The organism is Paenibacillus sp. NPDC057934, from assembly GCF_042887565.1.
Lineage (GTDB): Bacteria > Bacillota > Bacilli > Paenibacillales > Paenibacillaceae > Paenibacillus_AQ.
In genome coordinates, this window is record NZ_JBHVPB010000003.1 from 262,452 (window position 1) to 285,721 (window position 23,270).

Sequence of the window (23,270 nt, forward strand, 5' to 3'; positions counted from 1 at the left end):
GAGGGATTATTCATGGAACAGAAATGGTTATCCTGGGCTAAAGAGATCCAGGCGATTGCCCAGACAGGTCTTGCTTATGCTAAAGATGTGTATGACGTAGAGCGGTATCAGGCGCTTCGTGAGCTGAGTGTGGATATTCTGGCCCAATATTCTTTTGAGAGCAAAGAGAAGATCAGGCTAGCTTTTGCAGGAGAGGAAGGCTATTGCACGCCCAAAGTGGATATTCGGGGTGTAGTATTCCGCGAGGACAAGATTCTGCTCGTCCGTGAGAAGCTGGATGGCAAATGGGCGCTTCCTGGAGGCTGGGCGGATATTGGGTTTTCCCCGAGTGAGGTGGTTGTTAAGGAGATTGCTGAAGAAGCGGGCTTTCAGACCGAGGCCGTCCGCTTACTGGCTGTACTGGATAAAAAGTTTCATGAGCATCCCCCGGAACCATATCATATCTACAAGCTGTTCATCCTCTGCCGAATTACAGGTGGTGAGGCTTCTGGTGGTGTAGAGACTAGCGAGGTTGCTTTTTTCGGGGCGGACGAGTTGCCAGAGCTTTCGGAAGAACGGAATACGGAGACTCAACTGCAGACGATGTTCGAATATTTGCAAAATCCCGACAAGGCAGTCATATTGGACTAGGAGTCATGCATATAATGTATGACTTCCCGGTGTATAGACGTTTCGAATACCGGAAAGTGTGGTTAATATCCATTATGTAAGCACTTACAATTTTAAAGCCCGCTGAGCCTTTATATCTAAAAAAAGACTAAAATTTTTACTTTTTGGGCCAGGCGGTCTACATTTTTTCCTCTGCTGTGACGATAGATATTTTAGGAGGGGATCGCATGGAACAAGAAGAATTGAGACTTCCGTTGCAACAGGAGGGTGTGAAACGTCCTGCGGAAGGCAATATTGCTACCGGGCTGTTATGGGGCCTTCTGATCAGCATCCCGCTATGGATTTCGGTCTTTGGCTGGATTATGGGCATTTGGCGTTAAAACCAGCACAGAGTATACACTTATTCTATAACTTTAGCCGCATATAACAAAGGCTGCTTCTTCGAACCGAAGAGAGCAGCCTTTTTGGTATTTTTAGAGGATATGAGATGGTGAGTAGACAACTTTAAAGTTCTCACACAGGACCATTATCCCGGTGTCAAAAGCTACATTCCACAAATCGGCCTCCCGAGAGAAGAAATCCTCATGGACATCGCGCCAATAGTCCAGTGTCCGGTCGCCTTCCCCTTCCGTAAAGGCAAATTCTGCGCCAACTTCATTAAACGGCAGAATGTCCACCTTTGTGGTTAGAATCACTGCTTTCGGCTGGCCCTGTCCGTTCAAGAGAATGTTGTGGGTGCCAACGCTGGGAGGTGTTCCCCCTTCCAGCTCATACATTGCATAGTTAGAGGATGTTCCTGTCTTGATTCCCCGCAGCACGAGGTTCAGGAGCTCGTCGGCCATCTCCGGGCTATCGCCAAAGGCCCATGCCTCATAGTGATCACCAGCTTCGGGATTCACGCGAAGATAATCTTTCCAAAATTGCTCGATATGCTCAGTGTTATTCATAGTATTCACTCCAGGTGTTTTTTTAGAGGGAGCCTTCCGTGTGCCAAAAGATGAGGGGAGGACGACTCTACTTGCAGCCGTCTTTTTATCGCATCTTATCGCATCGTATCGTATCGTATCTTATTGTATCTATCGTATATGGCATCCAATAACGCTCTGCTTCAACGCTTGGGTTCAGCGTCTCATTTCACGTTAAATGCACAGTGTGCTCTGCGGCTCGTGTCAGATCGCAATCAACTGCTGTGTTACTCAACAGCACCTTCCATGGCTTCCATCCAGGCAGAGTATAGCTCATCCAGCTTCTCCTGTGCAGCATCCCGTTCCTGCTGGAGCTCTACGAGCACAGTCGCATCGTTGCCGATTAGCGGGTCCATCATCCGGGTATCGATGTCTCCAAGCACCTGCTCCGCAGCAGCGATGTCCTGTTCCCAGGTGGCTTGAGAACGAGCAGGGCGAGAAGCCCCCCAGCCTCCGGAGCTCTTCTTCCCGGAACCTTTAATTCCGGCACCATCTGTTTGTGATGGAACCCATCGGGAGCTATCGTGTTTGCCAGAAGTACTGGCATTCCTATCCGTTGCTCCAGTACCATTTCGCTGTGACGAGCTAGCAGCATTCTTGCCTGATGTCATAAGGTCTTGCTGCGACACACCAGCAGAGGCCGCTAGTTCAGCCTGCTTCTCTTTATAGTATTCATAGTTCCCCTGGAAGACATGGAACCGGCCGTTTTCAATACACCACAGCTTGCCGAAGCAGCGATTGATGAAGAAGCGGTCATGGGAGACGGCCAATACGGTTCCCGGGAATTCCTCTAGCGCTTCTTCCAGCGCTTCGCGGGAATCAATATCAAGATGGTTGGTGGGCTCATCGAGAATCAACAGATTCGGACGGCGGTGCATCAGTACCGCGAACCGCAGCCTGGTCCATTCGCCGCCAGACAGGTTCGCAATGTCTTTGAACACATCGCTTCCGAAGAATAGGAAGCGGGCAAGTTGCCCGCGGGCTTCTCCTTCCTCGAGCCCTGCTGCTTCCCGGAAATACCGGAGTACGGATTGTCCCCCGTCACCAGGCACTGCCTCCTGAGCGAGATAACCGACAGCGGCCCGGGAACCCAGAGTGCAGCTGCCGCTGTCCGGCGTTTCCTCCCCAAGAACCATTCGCAGCAGCGTACTTTTCCCTGCACCGTTGCCGCCAATGAGAGCCGTTGTTTCGCCATATCGCAGGACTTCACTGGCGCCCTTGAACAGTAGGCGTTCGCCGTAAGACTTGGCAACCCGGTCCAAGATCAGCGCCTGATTCCCGGAGCGGTCATTCTGCTCCAGTTGCAAATCCATGGTCTTGCGCTCCAGAATCGGGCGCTTCACCTTGACCATCCGATCGAGAGCCTTCTGCATGGAGGCAGCCCGGCGGTGGAAGCTTGGGTTCGGCGGATTGGAACGGTTGCCCCATTCAATCAGGCGTTTGATGCTATCTTGCATTTGTTTAATTTTCTTCTGTTGTTCCTGGTAATCCGCAAACTGCTGGAGCAGGCGTGTTTCTTTTTCCTTTTGATAGTCACTGTAATTCGTGTGGTAGGTGATGGCTTCACCATCTTCAATCTCAATCACCTTCTTCACCAGTGCATCCAGAAAGTAGCGGTCATGGGAAATCGCAAGAATGGTGCCATCATAGTCCTGCAGGAACTGCTCCAGCCATTCGATGGCAGTCATGTCCAAATGGTTGGTCGGCTCATCGAGCAGGAGCACATCGGGACGGCGCAATAGCAACTCAGCCAGGCCCACCTTAGTTTTCTCCCCGCCAGAGAGGGAGGTGAAGAGACGGCCGTACTGGCCCTGTTGAATGCCTAGTCCCGCGGACACCCGCTGGATGTTGGCTTCGATCTCATAGCCGCCAGCATTCTCGAACTTGTCCTGAAGGCTGCCGTATTCCCGGAGCAGCCGGTTCCAGTGTGCTTCATCGGTTTCAGCGTTAAGTAGGGACATTTCCTGTTCCAGTTCCCGCAAACGTTGCTGCCATTGCAGCGTCTCGGCAAAGCTACGCTGAAGGATGTCATACACGGTGTCATTTTCCTCAAAATCTTGAATCTGTGAAAGCATGCCAACGACACTGCCTTTACGGATTGAGATTTGTCCCTGATCCGGGCGTTCTCCGCCACTGAGAAGGTGGAAGAGAGTAGTTTTGCCACAGCCATTACGGCCGATCAGGCCGATTTTCTCACCTTGGCGAATTTCAAAGGTAATGCTATTCAGCACGAGCTCGGCGCCGTGGTATTTCTGGACATTTTGACATTGAATAATCATAGGTATTCTCCTTTTAGAACACCCTTCATCCGCCGTTACACCAATACAAAAAGACCGCAGGGGAAACATCCCCACGGTCTTGTCATCTCCGATAATTATATCCGCTCGGGTGATGGCAGGAAGGGTATTTCGCAATTGTGTAGTGTTATTGAGTTCTTGAAAATGGACAGACTTCTCCCGTTGTTGACATTTTCATTAACGATGCCAGCCATTGCCAAAGGCAGCCGGCTAATAACACTATTGGTCCAATTGCGATCCATCCTACCACACCTCCTTTTTTTAAATATAAGGAATTATATGTTTTACGCTATACATTGTCCTTATATTTCTCGCTGAAACGGATACCGTCCCTTGAGAGGACGGCAAAGCCGTTCCTACTTGCAAATTTACATTAATAGTAATCAATTCGTCTGAAATAAGCAAGCCTAAATTGTATATTCCTGGTCATTTCCTCGAATGATTGCCGAAATTCCTAATAATATATGAGTATATGACGGAATGTAGTCGTCAAATTACAGGACAGAAATGGGGAAGGGCCAATGGCGCTTTTTGACGGAATATTGGGCAATGCTTCACAGGTGGATCTGGCGGAAGTACGCAAGGAATACGGTCAGATTCTGATCCTTGATGAAAAGATTGAGCGAGCCTACAAGCTGGTACGGGATATGTTTATTTTTACAGATAAACGGCTCATTCTGGTGGATAAGCAAGGGATGACTGGGAAGAAAACGGAGTATCATTCCGTCCCTTATAAAAGCATCTCCCATTACTCCGTGGAGACCGCGGGACATTTGGATCTGGATGCCGAACTGTGCCTCTATATTTCCAGCAGTACAATTCCTATTAAGAAGACGTTCAACAAAAACGTAAATATTTATGAGGTTCAATTGGTCCTGTCGCAGTATATTTTGAAGTAGTTCTATGAGTGCTTGACGTACCAGAGGGAACGTAAGATAATCGTTGGAACGAACCTGCTGTTCAGGCAGGAAACAATCGGCGATGTACAATTTCAAAAAACGTCTGCACCAGCGGCAAAACGGCTCTTGTCCCTTCCAGGATGAGTTAGCCGTTTTTCTTAGAATACGGTCAGACCAGTTAAGGGTACGCTGATAAATAAAGAGGGGGAGATCACCATGACTTTTGAGAGAAAACCTTTGGCAGATTGTGTACCGGAGCTTGTGGCTACAGCCCGAGGCGACCGGCCGGCTACGCTGGTAATTACTGGAGGTAAGCTGGTGAATGTGATCTCCGGAGAAATTTTGGATGGGATGTCTGTTGGGATTCAGGGTGGACGTATCGCTTATGTGGGCAAGGATGTCTCGCATATGATTGGTGAAGACACACAGGTCATTAATGCGGATGGAAAATATATTGCACCTGGACTGCTCGATGGTCACTGCCATATTGAGAGTACGCAGCTAACCGCGACGGAGTTTGCCCGCGCGGTGTTGCCGCTCGGGACTACCGGCGGTTTCTTCGATGCACACGAAATTGCCAACGTCTTCGGATTAAAAGGCATCAAGCTGATGCTGGATGAACTGCGCGGGACGCCACTGGCAGGGTATATGCAGGTGGCATCCTGCGTGCCGGCAGCGGGACCGGAGTTTGAGACCACCGGCGCGGCTATTGGACCGGAGGAAGTAGCGGAAGCTTTTACCTGGGGCGAGGATGTGATCGCACTGGGCGAGGTGATGAACTTCCCGGGCGTTGTCTATGGCGACGAGAAGATGCTGGGTGAAATCCAGGCTACGCTGCGGGCTGGCCGGCAGGTGGACGGGCACTTTACCTGGCCGTCCAGTGACTGGAGACTTCCGGTCTATGCGGCAGCGGGTGTTACGGGAGACCACGAATGTGTGACGGCAGAGGACGTTATTGAGCGCGTCCGGCTCGGTATGTATGCCAAGCTGCGCCGCGGTTCCGCCTGGCATGATGTGGCGAAGACGATCACAGCGCATACGGAGCATGGAATTGATCCTCGCCGGATTATGCTCGTGACCGATGACCGCAGTTCGGAATCGCTGCGTGATGAGGGGCACATGGATTTTGTGGTGCGTCATGCTATCACTCAGGGTGTGAAGCCGGTGACGGCTTTCCAAATGGCTACGATCAACACAGCAGAGCGTTTTGGCGTGGCCCGGGATATCGGCTCTATTACGCCGGGTTCCTGTGCTGATATCATTTTGCTTGATGGTAATCTGGCAGATGTTAATGTTGTGCTAACCATCGCAGCAGGTATCGTAGTGGCTGAGAATGGCATAGTGACAGCGCAATTGCCTGCATTTATCTACCCTGCGGAAGTCAGGGCTTCGGTCCACTTGGCGCAGCGCCCGACTGCTGATGATTTTATCATCACAGCACCGATAGCGTCGGGAACATTGCCTACACGAGTTATCAAGGTTCGGGAAAATCATGTAGAGACTATCGAGCGCATTCTTACCCTGCCTGTGGAGGGTGGCAAGCTGCAAGTGGGTCAAGAGGGCGGACTGTGTAAAATTGCTGTTCTGGAGCGCCACAAAGGGACAGGCAATAAATCGGTGGGCGTTGTGGAAGGGATCGACTTCCATGAACCGGCGGCCATCGCCATGACCGTGGCCCATGACAGCCACAATGTGCTGGTTATCGGGAATGATGACGATCTCATGGCCCGTGCCGCGAATGCAGTCGCTGATGCCCAAGGGGGAGTAGCGGTGATTACTGCTTCAGGAGAAACCTTATTCCCGCTGGCGATCGCCGGACTGATGTCCGCGGAGCCGTTCGAGATCGCTGCCGCCCAGTCAGCGGCTATCAGCACCGCTCTTTATAATGCGGGCTGTACGTTGAATTATGCTTTTATGACCCTGTCGCTGCTTGCACTGGCAGTGATTCCGACCCTCCGCATTTCCGATAAAGGCCTGGTGCGGATTTCTCCGGAAGACGGTATACAACTGGTGCCATTGTTTGTACAAGATTAAATAGAAACAGTTGCTCCGTTAATAGAGTGATGACTCAGATATAACCGAAAAAGAGCTGCCATCTAGGGTGTTTTGCCCTACTGTGGCAGCTCTTTCTATTTTTAGTAATAAGTTAGGCTGTGCCTGCTCATAAAAAGGATATATATTAAACAAATATAACAAAATTGAATCATTTTCTTTGTAAAAATAGTATAAAATCATTAACTATATAAGACGCTTAAAAGAAAGTAACAAAAGCGAGAAGGAATGAAGGGGAAGGTTTGGAACTGTAGGAGCGATAGCGTGCGCCTTTGTGCCCAGATTTCAACCGCTAGAAGCAGTTATAAAGAAGAAATCTGGGAACAAGAGCGACCGGAAGTCCAAACATTCATCGTAGTGACGACCGAGCCTTAAGTGAGGATCTTAAGTCTGTCTTATATAGGTGCTGTTAAAGTGTCGATATTAATTTTAAAGTATTAAAATTAATGACATTTATTGAAAGAGAAGGGGTGCATCAGAGATGATCAGATTAGGAACGCAGGACATTGTGGATATTGCCATGAAGCAAATTGCCGGTATTTTCAAAATGGAGCCGATCGAGCTGAGATTTGTCAATGATTTTCAAGGGGAGAAATACCTCCTGACCAATGACAAGCTGCACCTTAACAACAAGCAATATTGGGCGAAGGTGATGGAATGTGTCTTCGAAGACCAAGTCAGACCTGTTCTGATGTGCGAAGTGCTATATTTTCTTCGTAATGAATTCCTGGAAAGTGAGATACAGCTGAACTTTTCCTACGATTTCGCCGAAGGCGTGGAAGGGGAGGCCGAAGCCTCCGCAGAAATCTGCTTCAACGATTCACCTGAGCTTACACGGAGTGAAATTGCCGAGTTGATTGACGTGGCTCTGTCCATGCAGGATAAGCAGTGGTTTGATGAATTGACTGACAAATACAAGCAACTGAGCGTCTAAGTACGGGCGTCCAGTCCATAGAGCCGTTACCGGCAGTACAAGCCGTCCTTTCGGGATCAGAGATGATCTGCGGAAGGGCGGCTTGTGTGCGTTATCCAGCCCTGGGCGTTCTGCTCCACCTGATGGGTCAGAAAGGACAGCCATTCCTCTTCGGTGTTTAAGCAAGGAAAAGCGGTGAAATTCTCCCCTTGCCCCCCGCCTGCAACGAATAACTCTCGTCCTTCTATAGCAAGCTCATGCAGGGTTTCCAGACAATCGGTCACGAGACCTGGTGAGAAAATAGCCGGTCTTCGTATTCCCCGTCCCGCCAATTCGCCAAGTACATCTGCTGTTGCCGGTCCAACCCATTCTTCCCGTCCGAACCGGGATTGAAATGCAAGCTGCCAGTTTCCTGGTTCCCAGCCCATAGCCTCTGCCAGCAGCCTAGCCGTCTCTTTGCACTGCTCCGGGTATGGATCGCCGGTATCAGCGTACCGCTTCGGAATGCCGTGAAAGGTCAGAACGTAATAATCGGGCTCGTCCGTCATCCCCTCCAACTGTCGCTTAAGATGATCCTTCATGGCCGAGATGTAACCGGGTGCATCATAATAAGCCTCCATGAACCGGAGGGCGGGTACAAATCGCTTGGTTGCCGGACCACGTGCGCTGCGTCGTCCAAGTACGGCAAAGGCGGCTGAATCATACATGGAGGCGGTTGTCGTCGAAGAATACTGCGGGAATAGCGGGACGATAATGATCCGTGTCACTCCCGATTTTTCCAGTGAGGTTACAGCCTGCTCTATACCGGGTTCACTGTAGGCGAGGCCCAGCTCGACCTGGTAACGGTTTCCCAGTAGTTGTTGCAGTCTAGCTTGCTGCGCCAGGGAATGGGTGAGCAGCGGCGAGCCGTCCACTCCCCAAATCTGCCGGTACAGCTCCGCTGAGCGGCGGGGCCGGGTCCGCAGAATGATCCCACGCAGTAGAGGCTGCCATAATAGTGGTGAATAGTCGATAATCCGGCGGTCGGACAGAAAGCGCCCCAGATAAGGACGGACTGCCTTGGCACTAGGTTCGGACGGTGTTCCTATTTGAGCAAGAATGACCCCGATGGGTGGTTGCTTGTTCACAGGGTCGATCAACTCCCTTCGTCGTGGCATCCAGTTAAAATAGCATACCTGACACAGGTTGCACAATTAGTGTAATCACTGCAATTTTACAGCAAGAAAAAAATGTAAGATATGAGAAGGAAAGAACTATGAATAGTAAATAACTAGAAAATAGTGATGTTTATTATAGGGGTTGTGATTTTATATACAGAGAACAGGGATAGGAGTCTGATAACATCAAGCCAGAAATTGCCGCTGAGAGGCTTTTATCCAAACATGTGAATTAATTCACCTTTGTACTAATAGACGTTTTTTGTGGGCGGCGGATAATGCGATTCAAATACTGGAGAGGGGGGATGAACCCTTATGAAGAGGCATGAGATTCTTCATAAGAAAGCAATGAAAGCGCTATGATCAGATTTATTTATAAAAGAGCTACATACTACTGGGGATTTGGTAAAGGAGAATACAGATTGAAAAAACAAAAGTTTATATCATTGACTGTCAGCGCGGCACTACTGCTGTCGCCGCTCGCTTACACGCTTCATGTACCTGCTCTGAACCTGAAAGTTGACGCTGTGTCTGCCGCTTCGGAGGAAGCACCGGCGGCGCCTGCCAAGCCTGCGGCAACGCCTAAAGCGGAGCCAACGGCCAAACCAACCGCCAAGCCAACGCCAAAACCAACGGTTAAACCTACACCCAAACCTACGGAGAAACCGGTAGCAACACCGCAGCCTACTGTGAAGCCAGAAGCTACAGTTAAACCAGTGGCAACCGCCAAACCGGTCGTGACAACCCCGGCCAAGTCAGAAGCAACAACCAAACCTGCGGCGACTCTTGTTCCGGCAGCAACCGTCAAACCTGTGGCAACCCCTGCTCCGGCAGCAACCGCTAAACCTGTGGCAACACCGCAGCCTGTGACCGTTCAAGAGAACGTGTATGAAGACGGAATCTACGTGGCTTACGGTAACGCGTACTCCAAAGGTACAGAAGGCGTCAAAGTTGCCATCAAGGACGGCAAGATTACCGATATCGAGCTGATGAGAACCAGTCCGAGCTTGATTGACCGTGATGCTCGCTACAATTACAGCGGCGTATGGCAGGCTTATAAGCTAATGCATGAAAGACTGCTCGGCAAAACAAGAGACCAAGCCGCGGCTGTGGATGCCGTATCTGGTGCAACGCGGACCAGTGATGGCTGGAAATTGTCCGTGGACAGAGCCTTTGAACGTGCACTTAAGGTGAAGCCGGACGATGCAATATATTTTACCGGCGAACATATGGGGATTGATCCCGAAAGAAAATACGCCGTATTCTCCACTTATGATGAGAACAAACTGGCAGCAGTGAAGGTATATCCGCTGAACAGTGCTGGCGATATTGTGGAAGAGAAAGCTTTTACACCGGAACAAACAGCCACTGTAGCAGCGATTACGCCTGCACTGCTGGGTAGCGGAACAGCCGCCAAGCCTGTTGCCGGATTGGAAGGTGATTTCAAGGCTGCAGTCAATGCTTTCTGGGATGCTGAGCAAAATGCCAAGATTAATAATTCTTCCGCTTATATCGACGGATTCTATTCTTCTTACGGAACAGCGAGAACTGTCGGTGTAGAAAGAGCGGATGTCATCATTCGTAATGGCAAGCTGGTAGATGTGAAGCTATACAGACTTGGTTCCAATCTGATTGACAGAGGCAATACCGCTTATGCTGATGTCGTTAAAGCCAACGCTCCAATGGCAGCAAAGTTCCTGGCAAACGGGTCTTATATCCCTAATTACAATGAGAAGGTTGACGGAGTCTCCGGAGCTACTGAGAGCAGCCATAGCTGGAATCAGGCTATTGAAAGAGCTTTCGAGAAAGCGCTGAAAGATAAGGGCGAAGAGAAATATTTTGACGGCAAATTTGCTGGTGTAGATAACGGGTCCAAGCTTCTCCTATTGGTTGATCTTGCAGGAGATAAGGTAACTGGCGTGAAATTGAGTCTGTTCGGTGCTGACAAAAAGCTGATTGCCGACGACAAATTAACTGCCGAGCAGAAATCCATTGTAGATCGTCTGACAGCGGATCTGCTGGCCAAAGGCGTTCAACTGACAGACATCGCGGGCCAGGAAGAATTGTCGGGAGCCGCAAGAGCTGCACTAACCGACGCGCTGGACAATGCATCAAAAGCACAAGGCATGTATAAAGATGGTAAGTTCACTGCTTATGGCAATGCGTATGATAAAGGCTCGAACAGAGCTGATGTAACGCTGCGTAACGGTAAAATTGTAGACATCGCCCTTTACCGTGTAGGGATGAACCTTGTAGATAGAGGAGCTGCGGCCTACCCTGAGGTAGTCAAAGCTATTCCGCAGTTAACCGAGAAATTCCTTGCAGCAGGCACCAGAGAAGGTGTGCAAGAAGTGGATGCGGTCTCCGGCGCTACCAGCAGCAGCACAGCGCTGAAGGCTGCAGTGGACAGAGCTTATGGTAAAGCGGAGGTTGTGGAGAAAGAAAAGGCTGCTTATTTCGATGGGATCTTTATCGGCGTAAGTAACGACCAACTCGTGAATGTGATGGTAACCACCAAATACGGCATTCCTGTAAAAATGATGGTTTACTATCTCGATAAAAACGGCAATACCCGAACAGAAGGTCAGTTAACTGAGGCCGAAAGAGCGGTGAAGGCTGAGATTGAGGCCGGGTCGACGCCGGGACTGCATAAGTACGGATACCGTGCGGCGGCGTTCGGCAGCAATGACGCTGAGAAGGAAATATCCGCGAAGGCGGTAGAAGCGATCAAATCAGCACTTGAAGCAGCGGGTAAATAAGGCGCAGTAAATTCTTGTTTTGCAGCAAGGGGTTGTCTCAGGCCAGTAAAGCGGCCTGGGCAGCCCCTTTTGGTTTATATATTGCAGATTCACTTACAGTTGCACACACCAATGAGACCCTGATTTTGGCTGCATCCTGCGGCTCTTAATTTTTGGACAAATTTGCAGGCAGACGGTAATATAATAGTTTTAAAGGGTTTCAGGAGGTGAGTGTCTAAAAGTACTATATACAGCAGGCCCCAGGCTTGTTATTAATGGGAGGCTTCAACATGACACTTATTAAACAACTGGCTCCACAGGATGAATTTGTCGGCTATTATATTTTGCGGGAGCTGGCAGTCAAACAAACAAACGGTACTCCTCCAAAGGATTATTTTGATATTGTTCTCGGTGATTCCAGCGGGCAGCTGACCGCGAAGTACTGGGATGTTAGCGCGACGGACAAAGAATCTTTTTTTCCGATGTCGCTGGTGAAGATTCGGGGGATTGCCCATACGTATCGTGAGAAGCTACAGGTTAAGATTACGAAGATCCGACTGGTTAATGAAGCCGACGGCATAGCGCTGACGGATTTTATCCGTTCTGCTCCGATTCGGCCTGTAGATCTGATTCACACGATCAAGAATGCGATGAACAGTATCGCTGATCCAGATATCGCTGCTATTGTATCGTTTTGCGTGGGCAAGGTAGAAGAGAAACTTATGCATTATCCGGCGGCTAAAACGCATCACCATGCCTATTTCGCCGGGCTTGCTTATCATATGGTTCGTATGCTGGAGATCGGTGACTTTCTCTGCAAGCAGCGTCCTTTCCTGAACCCGGATCTACTCAAAGCAGGCATCATTCTTCATGATATTGCCAAACCGGAGGAGATGATCTCACAGCTTGGAATCGTCTCGGATTACAGTGTGCAGGGCAAGCTGATCGGACATATCTCCATGGCTTCTAACTGGATCACAGAGGCGGCAATCCGCACCGGTTTGGATTTGGAATCGGAAAAGGTGATGGCGCTGCAGCATCTGGTCTTGTCGCACCATAATCTGGGTGAATGGGGTAGCCCTGTTCAGCCGCAAACAGCCGAGGCGGTGGCGCTGCATCATATTGATGCGATGGATGCCAAACTGCAAATGGTAGAAGATGCACTAGATACGACGCCTGAGACGGAGGAATGGACACCATTCATTCGCGGACTGGAGAACAAAGCGGTTTATCGGTTGAAAATTTGATAAGACAGAACCCCCGACGAATGTTCGGGGGTTCTTTTTTTGCGATTATAGCAGGCATTATAGAAAAACTTTATATAAAAGAATTCATCGAAGCTGCCGGTCTGCTAACATGGTCCTTCTTACGCGTGCTCTTCTTCGGCTTCTTGGGAGCGGAGAAGGGCGTGTACCCTCCGGGATACATCGTTCCACTCGCATAACCTTGCGTGCCGGCCAGAAGCAACGGGTCATGCTGCTCCTCCCGTTCCATCAGTTTTAGCAGGATCGAAGCGGAGGCGCGGGCATCGTCAAGGGCGTCATGGTGCTTAAGCGGGATGCCAAAATGCTCGGAGATCACATTCAGCTTATGGGAGGGCAGATCTCCCAGCATTTTTTTTCCTAGAACATAGGTACAAAGATATTGAAATACCGGATAATCGAGATAAGCGCCATCAAGGCAATACCGTAGAACACTCATGTCAAAAGAAGCATTGTGCGCCACAATAATCTGTCCTTGCAGCAGTGGTTCCAGTGTAGGCCATAGCTCGGAAAAGGTAGGCTGCCCGGCTACCATAGACGGAGTGATGCCGTGAATGGCGATGTTCCAACCATCGAACCGCTGCTGCGGATCAATGAGCCAGGCATGTTCTGCTGTGATGATGCCTCCGCGAACCTCTACAAGTCCTAGTGCGCAGGCACTGGATCGGCTGGCATTGGCCGTTTCAAAATCGATTGCTGTAAAATCCATGGGTAAAGCCCCTTTTCTATTATGTAGACGCTCCTGCACAGAACGTACAAGTCATAGATTCAATTTTGCCAGAAAAGACGGGCCGTTTCAAATGCTATCTAATAAAAAAAGGGTATTCCACAAGCCTTGAATGGCTACGGAGTACCCTTTTGTGTATGTAACACAGTGGTTATTGACGCTCAGAAAAATGCTCCCTGGCAGGATAGTTTCTAATTCTGGGTCTGAAGGTCTGACTTAAGACACGGCATTCTGCTGGAATTGCAGCTGATCGAAATCCAGGCGGAAGCCTTTAACGAGATGATCCCCGTTGTCAATATCTGTCTCATAAGCTCGCTGGAAGCCCAGCTTTTCATACAACTGAATTGCCGACGCCATCATATCAGAGGTGTGCAGATTTAGGGTGCTTGCTCCAAGTTCGAGGCTGCGTCGTATCGATTCCTGAATGAGAAGGGTAGCAATTCCCCGTCCCCGAGCATTGGGGGAAACCGCGAGCAGGCGGATAATGGGAGAGTCGATGCCAAGCTCAGGCTTGCCGTAAGCGGCCTCCGAGGAGAGAAACAACAGCACACTGCCTACAATCTGCCCATCTATTTCGGCGATGATTCGTGCTTCCGGCCGGTCGCCGTAGGCGGATTCCCGGATGGAGTTGCTATATTCTTTCCAGGATAGTTCCGGCATAACAGTTGCATATTGGCTATAAGCCTCCAGCATCAATTCGGCGATAGCCTCACGATCTTGCGCGGTGGCTTCACGAACACTCACTTCATGTATATGACCCATACGGTGCCTCCTTTGTTTGACTATATTCTTTTTGTAAAAATGATTATAATACTAAATCCCGATAGATATAAGTGGCATTTAACAATTTTGATTAATAAATTGAAAAATTCAATTTGAAATGAAAGACGAAACGAAAATCCGTTGACAAAAAAATAAGGGATGACTAAGATAGATACAAAATCTCTATAGGTCGTTGCGGTCTTAATTCATTGTTAATCCATTGGAATAATTGAAATTATCGTAAAACGTGAATGGGGGAGCTCAAGTGAACATCGAAAATATTGAAGCCTTTGTCTATATCAATCATTATGGCAGCTTTAACAAGGCAGCGGATGTCCTTTTTATCTCTCAGCCTACGGTTACGGCACGAATTCAGTCTCTGGAACGGGAGCTTGATAGCAGGCTGTTCGACCGACTGGGCAAAGTGATTCATCTTACGGATAAAGGCAGACAGTTCCTTCCGTACGCACAGCAGATTCTGCAAACCTATCAGAAGGGCAAGCATCAGCTCCAATCAAAAGGCAGAATTCCCAACGAGCTGCGCATTGGCAGTACCGTATCGGTCGCCAATTATTTACTGCCACGTCTTCTGCCGCATCTCAAAGAGTGCTATCCACATATGAACTTTAAACTGACCACAGCCTCCACCGAGCATCTGATCGAGAAGCTGAAGTCGAAAGATATTGATCTTGCATTTATCCGTAAGGTTGTGAATCCGGCTTTTCAAGCCTACCCGTTCTGCGAGGATCCGATCTCTCTCTATGTGCACGAAGGTCATCGTTTGGCTGGTGCAGGGCGGGCATCGATTCAGGATATCCGCAATGAGCCACTGGTGTTCTTCGAGTGCGGGTCCCTGGATTGGCTAAGGCTGCATCGTGTTTTTGAGAGTCTGGAACAGCCGCCGAATATTTTGTATCAAGTAGATAATCTGGAGACAGCCAAGAAGCTGGTGATGAAGAAAGCCGGAATTTGCTTCTTGCCAGCCCTCAGTACAGAGGAGGAAGTGGCTGCTGGGAAGCTGATTCCCGTGCAAATTGCTGAGACTGCAGGTATATCCCTGCGTACCAGCCTCATCACCTTAAATGGTGAGAATGCCGAATTCATTGCCACATTGCTAGAAGAGGGCGCGGTCAGCCCAAAGAATCAACTAATTGTATAAATGAATAGAAAAACTCTATTAGCGCATGGGCACCATGCAGTGATAAAGTTAATTGCACATAATCACTACTAAAACGATGGGGATTATAAAATTAAAATAAGGTGGGGAGGACAGAGGATGAGCGAGGTATTTCGACAGGCAGATCTAAAGGATGCAGAGCAATTGGTAGATATTATATATCGCGCCTATCATCTGATCCGCGAGCTCGGGCTGCACTGGCCGGCAGCAACCGCCGACCTGGCTCTGGTCCAGGAGAATGTAACGCTCAATGAGTGTTACCTATTGGAGAAGGACGGAGTCATTCTGGCGACAGTCACACTCTCCAAGGGGGATGAAATCAGTCAGCGTACGGGTATCCCTTTCGTCAAATGGTTCGCCGTCGATCCGAATTACAGCGGGCAGGGCTATGGAGGCAAGCTGCTGGATTGGGTGGAAGAGCATATCATTCATGACCGCCTGGGCGCCTCTGCCGTGACCCTGGCAACAGCCAAGAAGCATCCCTGGCTGGTCCAGATGTATGAGCGTCGCGGATACGAACGGTTCATGGAATTGGAAGGAAGAGATGGGGACGGTTTGATGTACCTTTTGAAAAAAACGCTCCAATACAAACAACAGACTATTCAATAAAAGGGGATATAAAGATGAAGAAGACATTTGCACTGACATCGATACTAGTATTGGCACTGGCGGCCACGGGTTGCGGCTCGAACAACAGCAGTAATAGCAAGGAAGGGAATTCGGCTGCAGCACCGGAAGGCGGAAAGACAGAGGCGGCTGCTTCCACACCGGTAACCAAAATTATCGTGGGGACAGGCACTAAGTTTCCAAAGGTCTGCTTCATTGACGAGAACGGTAAGTTGACAGGTTTTGATGTGGAGCTGTTGAAAGCGATCGACGAGCACTTGCCGCAATACGAGTTTGAGTTCCAGACCATGGACTTTAGCAACCTGTTGCTGAGTCTGGAAACGAAGAAGATTGATCTGGTAGCACATGTTATGGAGAAGAACCCGGAACGTGAAGAGAAATATCTGTTCAACAAAGAAGCGTATGGGCACTGGAGAAACCGGATCGTAGTAGATAAGTCGAACGACTCTATAAAAACACTGGATGATCTCAAAGGCAAGAAGGTCTTGGTCGGAGCAACTAGTGCACAGGCGCAGATCGTGGAGAACTATAACAAGGATCATGACAATGCCATCAATATTGTTTACCAAAATGGTGCTGCTAACGATACCGTCAATCAGGTGACCACTGGACGGGTGGATGCAACGCTTGCGGCAGATTTTGTACTGCCGGTGATTGACCCGCAGAGCAAGCTAAAGGCCGTAGGCGATGGTTTGTCCTCCGCTGACATTCTGTATGTTCTCCGCAAAGATGATGCCGATGAGCAGAAGCTGTCCGATGCGATTGATGGAGCGATCAAGGATTTGAAAGCAGATGGGACACTGAAAAAGCTGAGCACGGAATGGCTTGGCGCAGATGTGACTTCTGACACAGTAAACTAATCAGCATCCCTATACAGGGGAAGGGAGGGTGTCTTCATGGGTGCACCGTTTGATATAAGCTTTGTTTTATCGTTTTTGCCGAAGCTGCTGTCCACTTTAGGCATCACGCTTCTGATAGTGGTCTGTGCATTGGTCTCCGGAATCATTGTCGGGTTTTTCGTGGCCCTTCCCCGATTGTACAAGGTACCCGTACTGAAGAACTTATCGGAGATCTATATTTCCTTTTTCCGGGGAACACCGGTGCTAATCCAACTATTCCTGTTCTATTACGGGCTGCCTGAAATTCTGAAGCTTGTCCATATTGATGTCACACGGGCACCGGTACTGTTCTTTGTCATTTTGACCTATGGCCTGCATACGGGGGCGTTCATGTCTGAAATGATTCGGGCTTCCGTAATGGCTGTGGACAAAGGGCAGGTAGAGGCGGCATATGCCACGGGGATGACTGGTTATCAGGCATTTACAAGAATTATATTGCCACAGGCGTTAGCTATTGCCGTACCTGTCTTTTCCAATCTCGTTCTGGCATTGCTGAAGGATACTTCGTTGGCCTTTACGCTGGGGGTTATGGAAATGACGGGTAAGGCGCAGACGCTGGGTGCATTGACACAGCATTTTATCGAGGCTTATCTCGCGCTTGCCCTGATTTATCTGGTTATTAGTTTTACGATCGAGAAGTTGCTGCTCGTGGCGGAACGTCGCCTGATGCGGCACGAGGTGCGGGATCACCCGGAGAAGAGAACGTTTGGTCTTCAAAAGAATAAATCCTTCCGGCGTATCATTGCCGAGCTGGAATCTGGTAAAGGAGGCGTCGGCCTGTGAAGTTGGACCCGTCATTTATATGGACCGCCTTCGTGCAGCTGCTGGGCGCTGTACCAACGACATTATATATCACGGTTGTATCCGTTCTGGTTGGTTTCATCATCGGTACGGCGGTGGCCCTGATCCGCATTTACAAGGTACCCGTCCTCTATCCGATTGTAGTGGGGTATGTCACCTTTATCCGTGGAACCCCGATGCTTACGCACTTATTGCTGATCTATTTTGGGCTCCCGGTATTGATTGACGGGCTGTCGGCCTACTTCGGCTGGAGCTTCCGGTCGGTTAATATGCCGATGATCGGGTTTGCCTATATTTCGTTCTCCATCACTGCGGGTGCTTATATGTCCGAGGTAGTCCGTTCCGGTCTGCTGGCAGTGGATAGAGGACAGATCGAAGCGGCTCATTCCGTGGGCATGACCACACCTCAGGCACTCCGGAGGATTGTATTCCCACAGGCGCTGGCAGCCAGTCTGCCCAACCTGTCCAATTCTGTGATCGGGATGCTGCACGGTTCAACGCTGGCTTTTACCGTATCGGTTGTGGACATCAACGCCAAGGCAGAGATTGTTGCTTCAACGAACTGGAAGTTTTTTGAGGCCTATGTGGCAGCGGCGCTTATTTTCTGGGGACTTACGGTGCTCATTGAGCGTCTGACTGCCGTAATCGAAAAACGGATCAATCTGTACAATCGAGGTGGAGTAGCATGATCAAGCTGTCGAATATATCGAAGGCTTTTGGCCGAAATCAGGTATTGAATAACATTAATTTGACGGTGACCAAAGGTGAGGTTGTCGTCATTCTGGGACCCAGCGGTTCGGGGAAGACGACGCTGTTGCGCTGCGTGAATTACCTGGAGAAGCCCGGTGATGGCGAGATTGCTATTGGTGACTTTAGCGTGAACTGCAAACATGCGCGTAAGAAGGAAATTCACCAGCTTCGGCAAAAAACGGCGATGGTCTTTCAGCAATACAATCTCTTCAGACATAAGACAGCTCTGGAGAATGTGATGGAAGGACTGCTGGTAGTGAAGAAGCTTCCCAAGGAGGACGCCAAGCAGCGGAGTATTGCCTTGTTGGAAAAAGTAGGCCTCGGGAATAAGCTGGACGCTTATCCTAGCCAGCTCTCCGGCGGACAGCAACAGCGTGTCGGTATTGCCCGCGCATTAGCGTTAGAGCCTGAAGTCATCCTGTTCGATGAGCCGACCTCTGCACTGGACCCGGAACTGGTAGGAGAAGTGTTGGCGGTTATCCGCAAAATCGCCAAGGAAGGGATCACAATGATTGTCGTGACCCATGAAATGGGCTTTGCCCGGGATGTAGCGAACCATGTAGTCTTTATGGACGGCGGTGTCATTGTTGAAGAAGGCACACCTGGCGAGGTCTTTAACCACCCGCGTGAAGAACGAACGAAGCAATTCTTGAAGCGAATTACACCGGAACTCAACTATTCCATTTAGGAGGTATTCCCCATGACGATAACTATAAGTGTATTAGACCAAAGCCCGATCTATCCAGGAGAGACATCAGAGGAGGCCCTTCATCATACGATTGCTCTGGCACAGTTATCCGAGCGATTGGGATTTCGCCGTTTCTGGGTATCAGAGCATCATGATTCTGAGCAGGTAGCCGGTTCTTCACCGGAGGTGCTGATTTCGCATCTCTTGGCCAAGACTGAGCGCATCCGCATTGGTTCAGGTGGCATCATGCTGCAGCATTATAGCCCCTACAAAGTAGCGGAGAACTTCAATGTACTGGCCACTCTGGCTCCGGGCCGGGTGGACTTAGGCGTTGGACGCGCACCCGGAGGACTTCCCCGGAGCACGCAGGCGCTGCAGCAAGGAACTCCCGGAACAGCATCATTGACGGAGAAAATCGTAGAGCTGGAGAAATATGTACACAACACGCTGGAGGAAGATCATCCGCTGTTCGGGATCAAGGCTGGTCCGATCCCAGCGTCTCCGCCTGAGATTTATGTGCTCGGCGCAAGTGTGGCAAGTGCGGAAATTGCCGCAGAGCTAGGACTACCTTACGTGTTCTCCCTGTTCATTAACGGGAATCAGGAGGTTGCGCTGGAGGCTATTCGGGCGTACCGCAGCGGTTTTAACACCGCGGATGGCAAACAGCCGCAAGCCATTATAGGGCTGTCGGTCGTTGTGGCTGACACCGCGGAAGAAGCGGAAGAATTGACCAGCGCACTTAAGCTCTACAAAATTCATCTGGCCAGCGGAAAGTCGCTGACCGTGGCCAGTCAGGATCAGGCGGATGAGTTTATCCGTCAGAGCCAGGAAGAATACACGATCGAAGAGAAGGAAGCGGTAATCTTGAAAGGGACCCAGGAAACTGTACGCGAACAGCTCCTGCACCTTCATCAAGCATCCGGTGTTGACGAATTCATTGTAACTACAAATGTGCAGCCATTCGAGAAGAGGTTGCGTTCGTTTGAATTGCTGAGCGAAGCGCTGGCCGGAGTGACAGCTGAGGCTTAGCTGTGCAATGCATCTTAATCTTAATATAGTTTTTGAAAGGAGGCAGGGTCATGACAAGTCCAGTAGCAGTATCCCAGGCTGAGGCCATAAGTGAACAGTTAATCGAGATCTGTCGGCATTTACATCGGCATCCTGAGCTGTCCCATGAAGAAGTGGAAACCACGAAATATATCACCTCCCTGCTGGAAGAGGCAGGAATCAGAATTATAGATTATGGTCTCAAAACCGGAGTTATCGCTGAAGTCGGTGGTCTCCAAGGAGGCCCGGTAGTCGCTCTGCGCGCCGATATCGATGCTTTGCCGATTCAGGAGGAGACCGGACTGCCTTATGCTTCGGTATACCCGGGGAAGATGCATGCTTGCGGGCATGATTTTCATACGGCTTCATTGCTTGGAGCCGCGTATCTGCTGAAAGAACAGGAGCAGGAGCTGAAAGGAACGGTCCGCTTCCTGTTCCAGCCAGCCGAAGAGAAGGCAAAAGGCGCTCTGCAGATTATAGACAGCGGTGCGCTGGAAGGCGTTAGCGCCGTCTTCGGAATTCACAACAAGCCTGAACTGCCGGTGGGAACGATCGGCATCAAAGGCGGTCCATTAATGGCCGCCGCCGATGGATTCAGAATAACAGTGACTGGAGCCGGAGCGCATGCGGCTGTGCCTGAGTCAGGTATTGATCCCATTGTAGCGGCGGCGCAAATCGTTACGGCACTGCAGACGGTTGTCAGCCGTAATGTAAGCCCGCTGAACAGCGCTGTGATCAGTGTAACCAAGCTGCATAGCGGGAACGCCTGGAACATTATCCCGGAAACGGCGGTGCTCGGCGGTACGATTCGCACGTTTACTGAAGAGGTGCGATCCAAGGTCCTGAAACGGTTCGTTGAAGTTACGGAAGGCATAGCAGCAGCACTTGAAACGAAGGCGACTGTGGAGTGGATCGGGGGCCCGCCGCCGACGATCAACGACGATTCCCTGGCTCAGCTGGCCAATGAGACGGCAGCTGCCCTGGGACTGAATGCAGTGACGCCGGAACTTTCACCTGCGGGCGAGGACTTTGCCTTTTATCAACGGGTCGTCCCTGGCTTGTTCGCCTTCGTAGGCACATCCGGGACCCGGGAATGGCATCATCCTGACTTCAATCTCGATGAACGGGCACTGCCGCTTACTGCAGGATACTTCACAGATGTCGCGAGGCGCTATCTGGAGAGTCTGTCCACGAAAGAGCAAGGCTAGACATGAGTGCCCCGATCTACGATGTGATCATCGTTGGCGCCGGCTCCATGGGGATGAGCGCCGGTTATCATTTGGCCCGCAGAGGTGTTAAAACGCTTTTGATTGACGCGTTTGATCCGCCGCATACCGAGGGTAGTCACCATGGCGAGCCGCGATTGATCCGGCATGCTTATAGCGGAGACCCTGCTTATATTGATCTTGCGCTCCGGGCGCAGACGCTATGGGAGGAGGCAGAAGCGGAGAGTGGAACGGAGCTGCTGGTAAGGTCTGGCGTGTTGAATCTCGCGGACACCTCCGTGTACTCCTTCAGCGGCCGGCTTCACGAAGCGGAGCAGCGCAAGGTGAGAGTCGAGCGGCTTGCTGCGGAGGAAATTAACCGCCGCTGGCCGGGGCTTACAATACCGGAGCGTTTCGAGGCCATGTATGAGCCGGATGCGGGATATTTATACAGTGAACGCTGTATTACTGTGTACCGTCAGCTTGCATTGGCCCATGGTGCGAAGCTGCTGGTGAACACGCCTGTGCTGGATGTGACTGCCACGGAGGGTGGCGTCACCGTCCATACGAAGGATGGCGACATCCACGGAGCCAGCGTGATTCTTAGCGCTGGAGCCTGGTTTCAATCTTTATCGCCCTTTATCAATCTGCCGATCCGAGCGGTTCGCAAGGTGGTTGGCTGGTTCCAAAGTACGCCAGCTTTCGATGCCGGAACCTTCCCGGGCTTCACGCTGGGTACGACTGAAGGGGGCTTCTATGGCTTCCCGAGTATCGGCGGTGCGGGACTCAAGATTGGCCGGCATGATACCGGGCTGACATGGAAGCCAGGAGAGCAGTTGTTACCCTTCGGCAGTGAGGACAGCGATGAAGGCGATCTGCGCCGGGTACTGGAGAAGTATATGCCAGGTGCGGCCGGAAGGCTGCTCAAGGGGGCGGTATGCAAGTATGAGCATTCGCCGGATGAGGACTTTATTATCGACAGGCATCCGCTGCACAGCCATGTGCTGGTAGCCGGAGGCTTTTCAGGACACGGCTTCAAATTTTCCAGCGTGGTCGGAGAAATTTTGGCAGACCTCGCTACTGACGGGCGTTCGCGTCATGAGATCAAACCGTTTTCGCTGTCGCGTTTTGATACGCGAAGTGAAGCGGAAGTCAATGTTATTTTGGAGGGGACATAATGAGCATTGTGAATATAGAGGGTTACCTGAACACTCATCAGCAATTGGTTCAGGCGATCGAAGGATTGTCGGAAGAACAGTTGAAATGGAAGGCTGATCCGGGGAGCTGGAGTGTGACAGAGGTTCTGGCTCATCTGGCGGATCATAGTATCGTTATCTCCTTCCGCATCCGAGATATTCTCGCCGATACGAAGGTGCAACTCCCGGCATTCGGGCAGGATGCATGGGTAAGTGGCCAGCATGCCAACGCGGGCAGTGCCAGAGACAGTTTGGAGCTTTTCCGTAGCCTTTTGCAGTATAACAGTCTTTTATTTGGACGGCTTAGTGCAGAAGAGTGGGAGAAGAGTGGTATTAATTTCAAGGGTGACAAGGTGCGAATCGTTGATATCGTAACCAGCTTTACCAACCATGTCCAGACGCATTTGGGTCAGATTGAGCGGGTTAAAAAAGGGGCCGTCGCAGCAGTGGCATCCCAAGCGCAGTAACAGTTAGTAGCTCTGCACATTACATTTTTAGG

23 protein-coding genes are annotated in these 23,270 nt (G+C 50.4%); 17 read left to right on the top strand and 6 right to left on the bottom strand.

The features are described from left to right. The first annotated feature begins 12 nt into the window (after positions 1–12). Positions 13–630, top strand: coding sequence for an NUDIX hydrolase (locus ACFVRY_RS08670; protein ID WP_387499235.1), 618 nt, complete (start codon positions 13–15; stop codon positions 628–630). Positions 631–836: 206 nt separating this feature from the next. Continuing rightward, positions 837–989, top strand: a complete 153-nt coding sequence (locus tag ACFVRY_RS08675) for a hypothetical protein (protein WP_175371189.1) — start codon at positions 837–839, stop codon at positions 987–989. 93 nt (positions 990–1,082) lie between these two features. Here the strand turns inward: ACFVRY_RS08675 and ACFVRY_RS08680 are convergent, their stop codons facing one another. From ACFVRY_RS08680 to ACFVRY_RS08690, 3 genes are all read right to left on the bottom strand, one after another. After that, entirely contained in the window at positions 1,083–1,556 is a 474-nt protein-coding gene (locus ACFVRY_RS08680; protein WP_387499237.1) for an ASCH domain-containing protein, read from the bottom strand. Between the two features lie 245 nt (positions 1,557–1,801). Continuing rightward, on the bottom strand, positions 1,802–3,853 hold the full coding sequence (gene abc-f, locus ACFVRY_RS08685) for a ribosomal protection-like ABC-F family protein (RefSeq protein WP_387499239.1): 2,052 nt from the start codon (positions 3,851–3,853) through the stop codon (positions 1,802–1,804). 95 nt (positions 3,854–3,948) lie between these two features. Then, positions 3,949–4,113, bottom strand: a complete 165-nt coding sequence (locus tag ACFVRY_RS08690; protein ID WP_387499241.1) for a hypothetical protein — start codon at positions 4,111–4,113, stop codon at positions 3,949–3,951. A 279-nt stretch (positions 4,114–4,392) separates the two neighbouring features. Here ACFVRY_RS08690 and ACFVRY_RS08695 point away from each other — a divergent pair, with 279 nt between their 5' ends. From ACFVRY_RS08695 to ACFVRY_RS08705, 3 genes are all read left to right on the top strand, one after another. Further along, on the top strand, positions 4,393–4,770 hold the full coding sequence (locus ACFVRY_RS08695; protein ID WP_387499243.1) for a PH domain-containing protein: 378 nt from the start codon (positions 4,393–4,395) through the stop codon (positions 4,768–4,770). A 216-nt stretch (positions 4,771–4,986) separates the two neighbouring features. Beyond that, complete coding sequence (locus ACFVRY_RS08700; protein ID WP_387499245.1) at positions 4,987–6,804, top strand: adenine deaminase; 1,818 nt, start codon at positions 4,987–4,989, stop codon at positions 6,802–6,804. A gap of 499 nt (positions 6,805–7,303) precedes the next feature. Beyond that, positions 7,304–7,756, top strand: coding sequence for an IDEAL domain-containing protein (locus tag ACFVRY_RS08705; protein WP_387499247.1), 453 nt, complete (start codon positions 7,304–7,306; stop codon positions 7,754–7,756). 56 nt (positions 7,757–7,812) lie between these two features. Here the strand turns inward: ACFVRY_RS08705 and hemH are convergent, their stop codons facing one another. Next, positions 7,813–8,862, bottom strand: a complete 1,050-nt coding sequence (gene hemH, locus ACFVRY_RS08710) for a ferrochelatase (RefSeq protein ID WP_387499249.1) — start codon at positions 8,860–8,862, stop codon at positions 7,813–7,815. Positions 8,863–9,314: 452 nt separating this feature from the next. Here hemH and ACFVRY_RS08715 point away from each other — a divergent pair, with 452 nt between their 5' ends. Then, a complete protein-coding gene (locus tag ACFVRY_RS08715; protein WP_387499251.1) occupies positions 9,315–11,651 on the top strand; it encodes an FMN-binding protein in 2,337 nt (778 codons plus the stop codon). A 269-nt stretch (positions 11,652–11,920) separates the two neighbouring features. After that, entirely contained in the window at positions 11,921–12,877 is a 957-nt protein-coding gene (locus tag ACFVRY_RS08720; RefSeq protein ID WP_387499253.1) for a 3'-5' exoribonuclease YhaM family protein, read from the top strand. Between the two features lie 70 nt (positions 12,878–12,947). On the opposite strand, the gene ACFVRY_RS08725 is transcribed toward ACFVRY_RS08720, so the two are convergent. After that, positions 12,948–13,601 carry a 3'-5' exonuclease gene (locus ACFVRY_RS08725; protein ID WP_387499255.1) on the bottom strand — a complete coding sequence of 218 codons (654 nt, stop codon included), beginning with the start codon at positions 13,599–13,601 and terminating at the stop codon, positions 12,948–12,950. Between the two features lie 234 nt (positions 13,602–13,835). Beyond that, positions 13,836–14,381, bottom strand: a complete 546-nt coding sequence (locus ACFVRY_RS08730) for a GNAT family N-acetyltransferase (protein ID WP_387499257.1) — start codon at positions 14,379–14,381, stop codon at positions 13,836–13,838. A 265-nt stretch (positions 14,382–14,646) separates the two neighbouring features. Here ACFVRY_RS08730 and ACFVRY_RS08735 point away from each other — a divergent pair, with 265 nt between their 5' ends. The 10 genes from ACFVRY_RS08735 to ACFVRY_RS08780 all read left to right on the top strand — a co-directional run bounded on the left by ACFVRY_RS08735 (position 14,647) and on the right by ACFVRY_RS08780 (position 23,238). Continuing rightward, positions 14,647–15,540, top strand: a complete 894-nt coding sequence (locus ACFVRY_RS08735) for a LysR substrate-binding domain-containing protein (RefSeq protein WP_387499259.1) — start codon at positions 14,647–14,649, stop codon at positions 15,538–15,540. Positions 15,541–15,657: 117 nt separating this feature from the next. Further along, entirely contained in the window at positions 15,658–16,167 is a 510-nt protein-coding gene (locus tag ACFVRY_RS08740) for a GNAT family N-acetyltransferase (RefSeq protein WP_387499261.1), read from the top strand. Between the two features lie 14 nt (positions 16,168–16,181). Beyond that, positions 16,182–17,045 (top strand): transporter substrate-binding domain-containing protein, encoded by an 864-nt coding sequence (locus ACFVRY_RS08745; RefSeq protein WP_387499263.1) that lies wholly within the window; start codon positions 16,182–16,184, stop codon positions 17,043–17,045. A 36-nt stretch (positions 17,046–17,081) separates the two neighbouring features. After that, positions 17,082–17,867 carry an amino acid ABC transporter permease gene (locus tag ACFVRY_RS08750; protein ID WP_387499265.1) on the top strand — a complete coding sequence of 262 codons (786 nt, stop codon included), beginning with the start codon at positions 17,082–17,084 and terminating at the stop codon, positions 17,865–17,867. Next, positions 17,864–18,574, top strand: coding sequence for an amino acid ABC transporter permease (locus tag ACFVRY_RS08755; RefSeq protein ID WP_387499267.1), 711 nt, complete (start codon positions 17,864–17,866; stop codon positions 18,572–18,574). Before ACFVRY_RS08750 ends, ACFVRY_RS08755 begins: the two co-directional genes overlap by 4 nt. Then, the gene (locus ACFVRY_RS08760; RefSeq protein ID WP_387499269.1) at positions 18,571–19,323 is read left to right on the top strand and encodes an amino acid ABC transporter ATP-binding protein; all 753 of its coding nucleotides are present in this window, start codon (positions 18,571–18,573) and stop codon (positions 19,321–19,323) included. Before ACFVRY_RS08755 ends, ACFVRY_RS08760 begins: the two co-directional genes overlap by 4 nt. A 12-nt stretch (positions 19,324–19,335) precedes the next feature. Next, complete coding sequence (locus ACFVRY_RS08765; RefSeq protein WP_387499271.1) at positions 19,336–20,352, top strand: LLM class flavin-dependent oxidoreductase; 1,017 nt, start codon at positions 19,336–19,338, stop codon at positions 20,350–20,352. A 50-nt stretch (positions 20,353–20,402) separates the two neighbouring features. Continuing rightward, entirely contained in the window at positions 20,403–21,578 is a 1,176-nt protein-coding gene (locus tag ACFVRY_RS08770) for an amidohydrolase (RefSeq protein ID WP_387499273.1), read from the top strand. Between the two features lie 2 nt (positions 21,579–21,580). Then, positions 21,581–22,753 carry an N-methyl-L-tryptophan oxidase gene (gene solA, locus ACFVRY_RS08775; protein WP_387499275.1) on the top strand — a complete coding sequence of 391 codons (1,173 nt, stop codon included), beginning with the start codon at positions 21,581–21,583 and terminating at the stop codon, positions 22,751–22,753. Next, entirely contained in the window at positions 22,753–23,238 is a 486-nt protein-coding gene (locus ACFVRY_RS08780; protein ID WP_387499277.1) for a DinB family protein, read from the top strand. The genes solA and ACFVRY_RS08780 overlap by 1 nt, the downstream gene beginning before the upstream one ends. Positions 23,239–23,270 lie beyond the last annotated feature (32 nt).

Coding starts and splice junctions, on each gene's coding strand:
- ACFVRY_RS08670 (WP_387499235.1), top strand. CDS start 13: ATGGAACAGAAATGGTTATCCTGGGCTAAAGAGATCCAGGCGATTGCC.
- ACFVRY_RS08675 (WP_175371189.1), top strand. CDS start 837: ATGGAACAAGAAGAATTGAGACTTCCGTTGCAACAGGAGGGTGTGAAA.
- ACFVRY_RS08680 (WP_387499237.1), bottom strand. CDS start 1,556: ATGAATAACACTGAGCATATCGAGCAATTTTGGAAAGATTATCTTCGC.
- abc-f (WP_387499239.1), bottom strand. CDS start 3,853: ATGATTATTCAATGTCAAAATGTCCAGAAATACCACGGCGCCGAGCTC.
- ACFVRY_RS08690 (WP_387499241.1), bottom strand. CDS start 4,113: ATGGATCGCAATTGGACCAATAGTGTTATTAGCCGGCTGCCTTTGGCA.
- ACFVRY_RS08695 (WP_387499243.1), top strand. CDS start 4,393: ATGGCGCTTTTTGACGGAATATTGGGCAATGCTTCACAGGTGGATCTG.
- ACFVRY_RS08700 (WP_387499245.1), top strand. CDS start 4,987: ATGACTTTTGAGAGAAAACCTTTGGCAGATTGTGTACCGGAGCTTGTG.
- ACFVRY_RS08705 (WP_387499247.1), top strand. CDS start 7,304: ATGATCAGATTAGGAACGCAGGACATTGTGGATATTGCCATGAAGCAA.
- ACFVRY_RS08720 (WP_387499253.1), top strand. CDS start 11,921: ATGACACTTATTAAACAACTGGCTCCACAGGATGAATTTGTCGGCTAT.
- ACFVRY_RS08725 (WP_387499255.1), bottom strand. CDS start 13,601: ATGGATTTTACAGCAATCGATTTTGAAACGGCCAATGCCAGCCGATCC.
- ACFVRY_RS08730 (WP_387499257.1), bottom strand. CDS start 14,381: ATGGGTCATATACATGAAGTGAGTGTTCGTGAAGCCACCGCGCAAGAT.
- ACFVRY_RS08740 (WP_387499261.1), top strand. CDS start 15,658: ATGAGCGAGGTATTTCGACAGGCAGATCTAAAGGATGCAGAGCAATTG.
- ACFVRY_RS08745 (WP_387499263.1), top strand. CDS start 16,182: ATGAAGAAGACATTTGCACTGACATCGATACTAGTATTGGCACTGGCG.
- ACFVRY_RS08750 (WP_387499265.1), top strand. CDS start 17,082: ATGGGTGCACCGTTTGATATAAGCTTTGTTTTATCGTTTTTGCCGAAG.
- ACFVRY_RS08760 (WP_387499269.1), top strand. CDS start 18,571: ATGATCAAGCTGTCGAATATATCGAAGGCTTTTGGCCGAAATCAGGTA.
- ACFVRY_RS08765 (WP_387499271.1), top strand. CDS start 19,336: ATGACGATAACTATAAGTGTATTAGACCAAAGCCCGATCTATCCAGGA.
- ACFVRY_RS08770 (WP_387499273.1), top strand. CDS start 20,403: ATGACAAGTCCAGTAGCAGTATCCCAGGCTGAGGCCATAAGTGAACAG.
- solA (WP_387499275.1), top strand. CDS start 21,581: ATGAGTGCCCCGATCTACGATGTGATCATCGTTGGCGCCGGCTCCATG.
- ACFVRY_RS08780 (WP_387499277.1), top strand. CDS start 22,753: ATGAGCATTGTGAATATAGAGGGTTACCTGAACACTCATCAGCAATTG.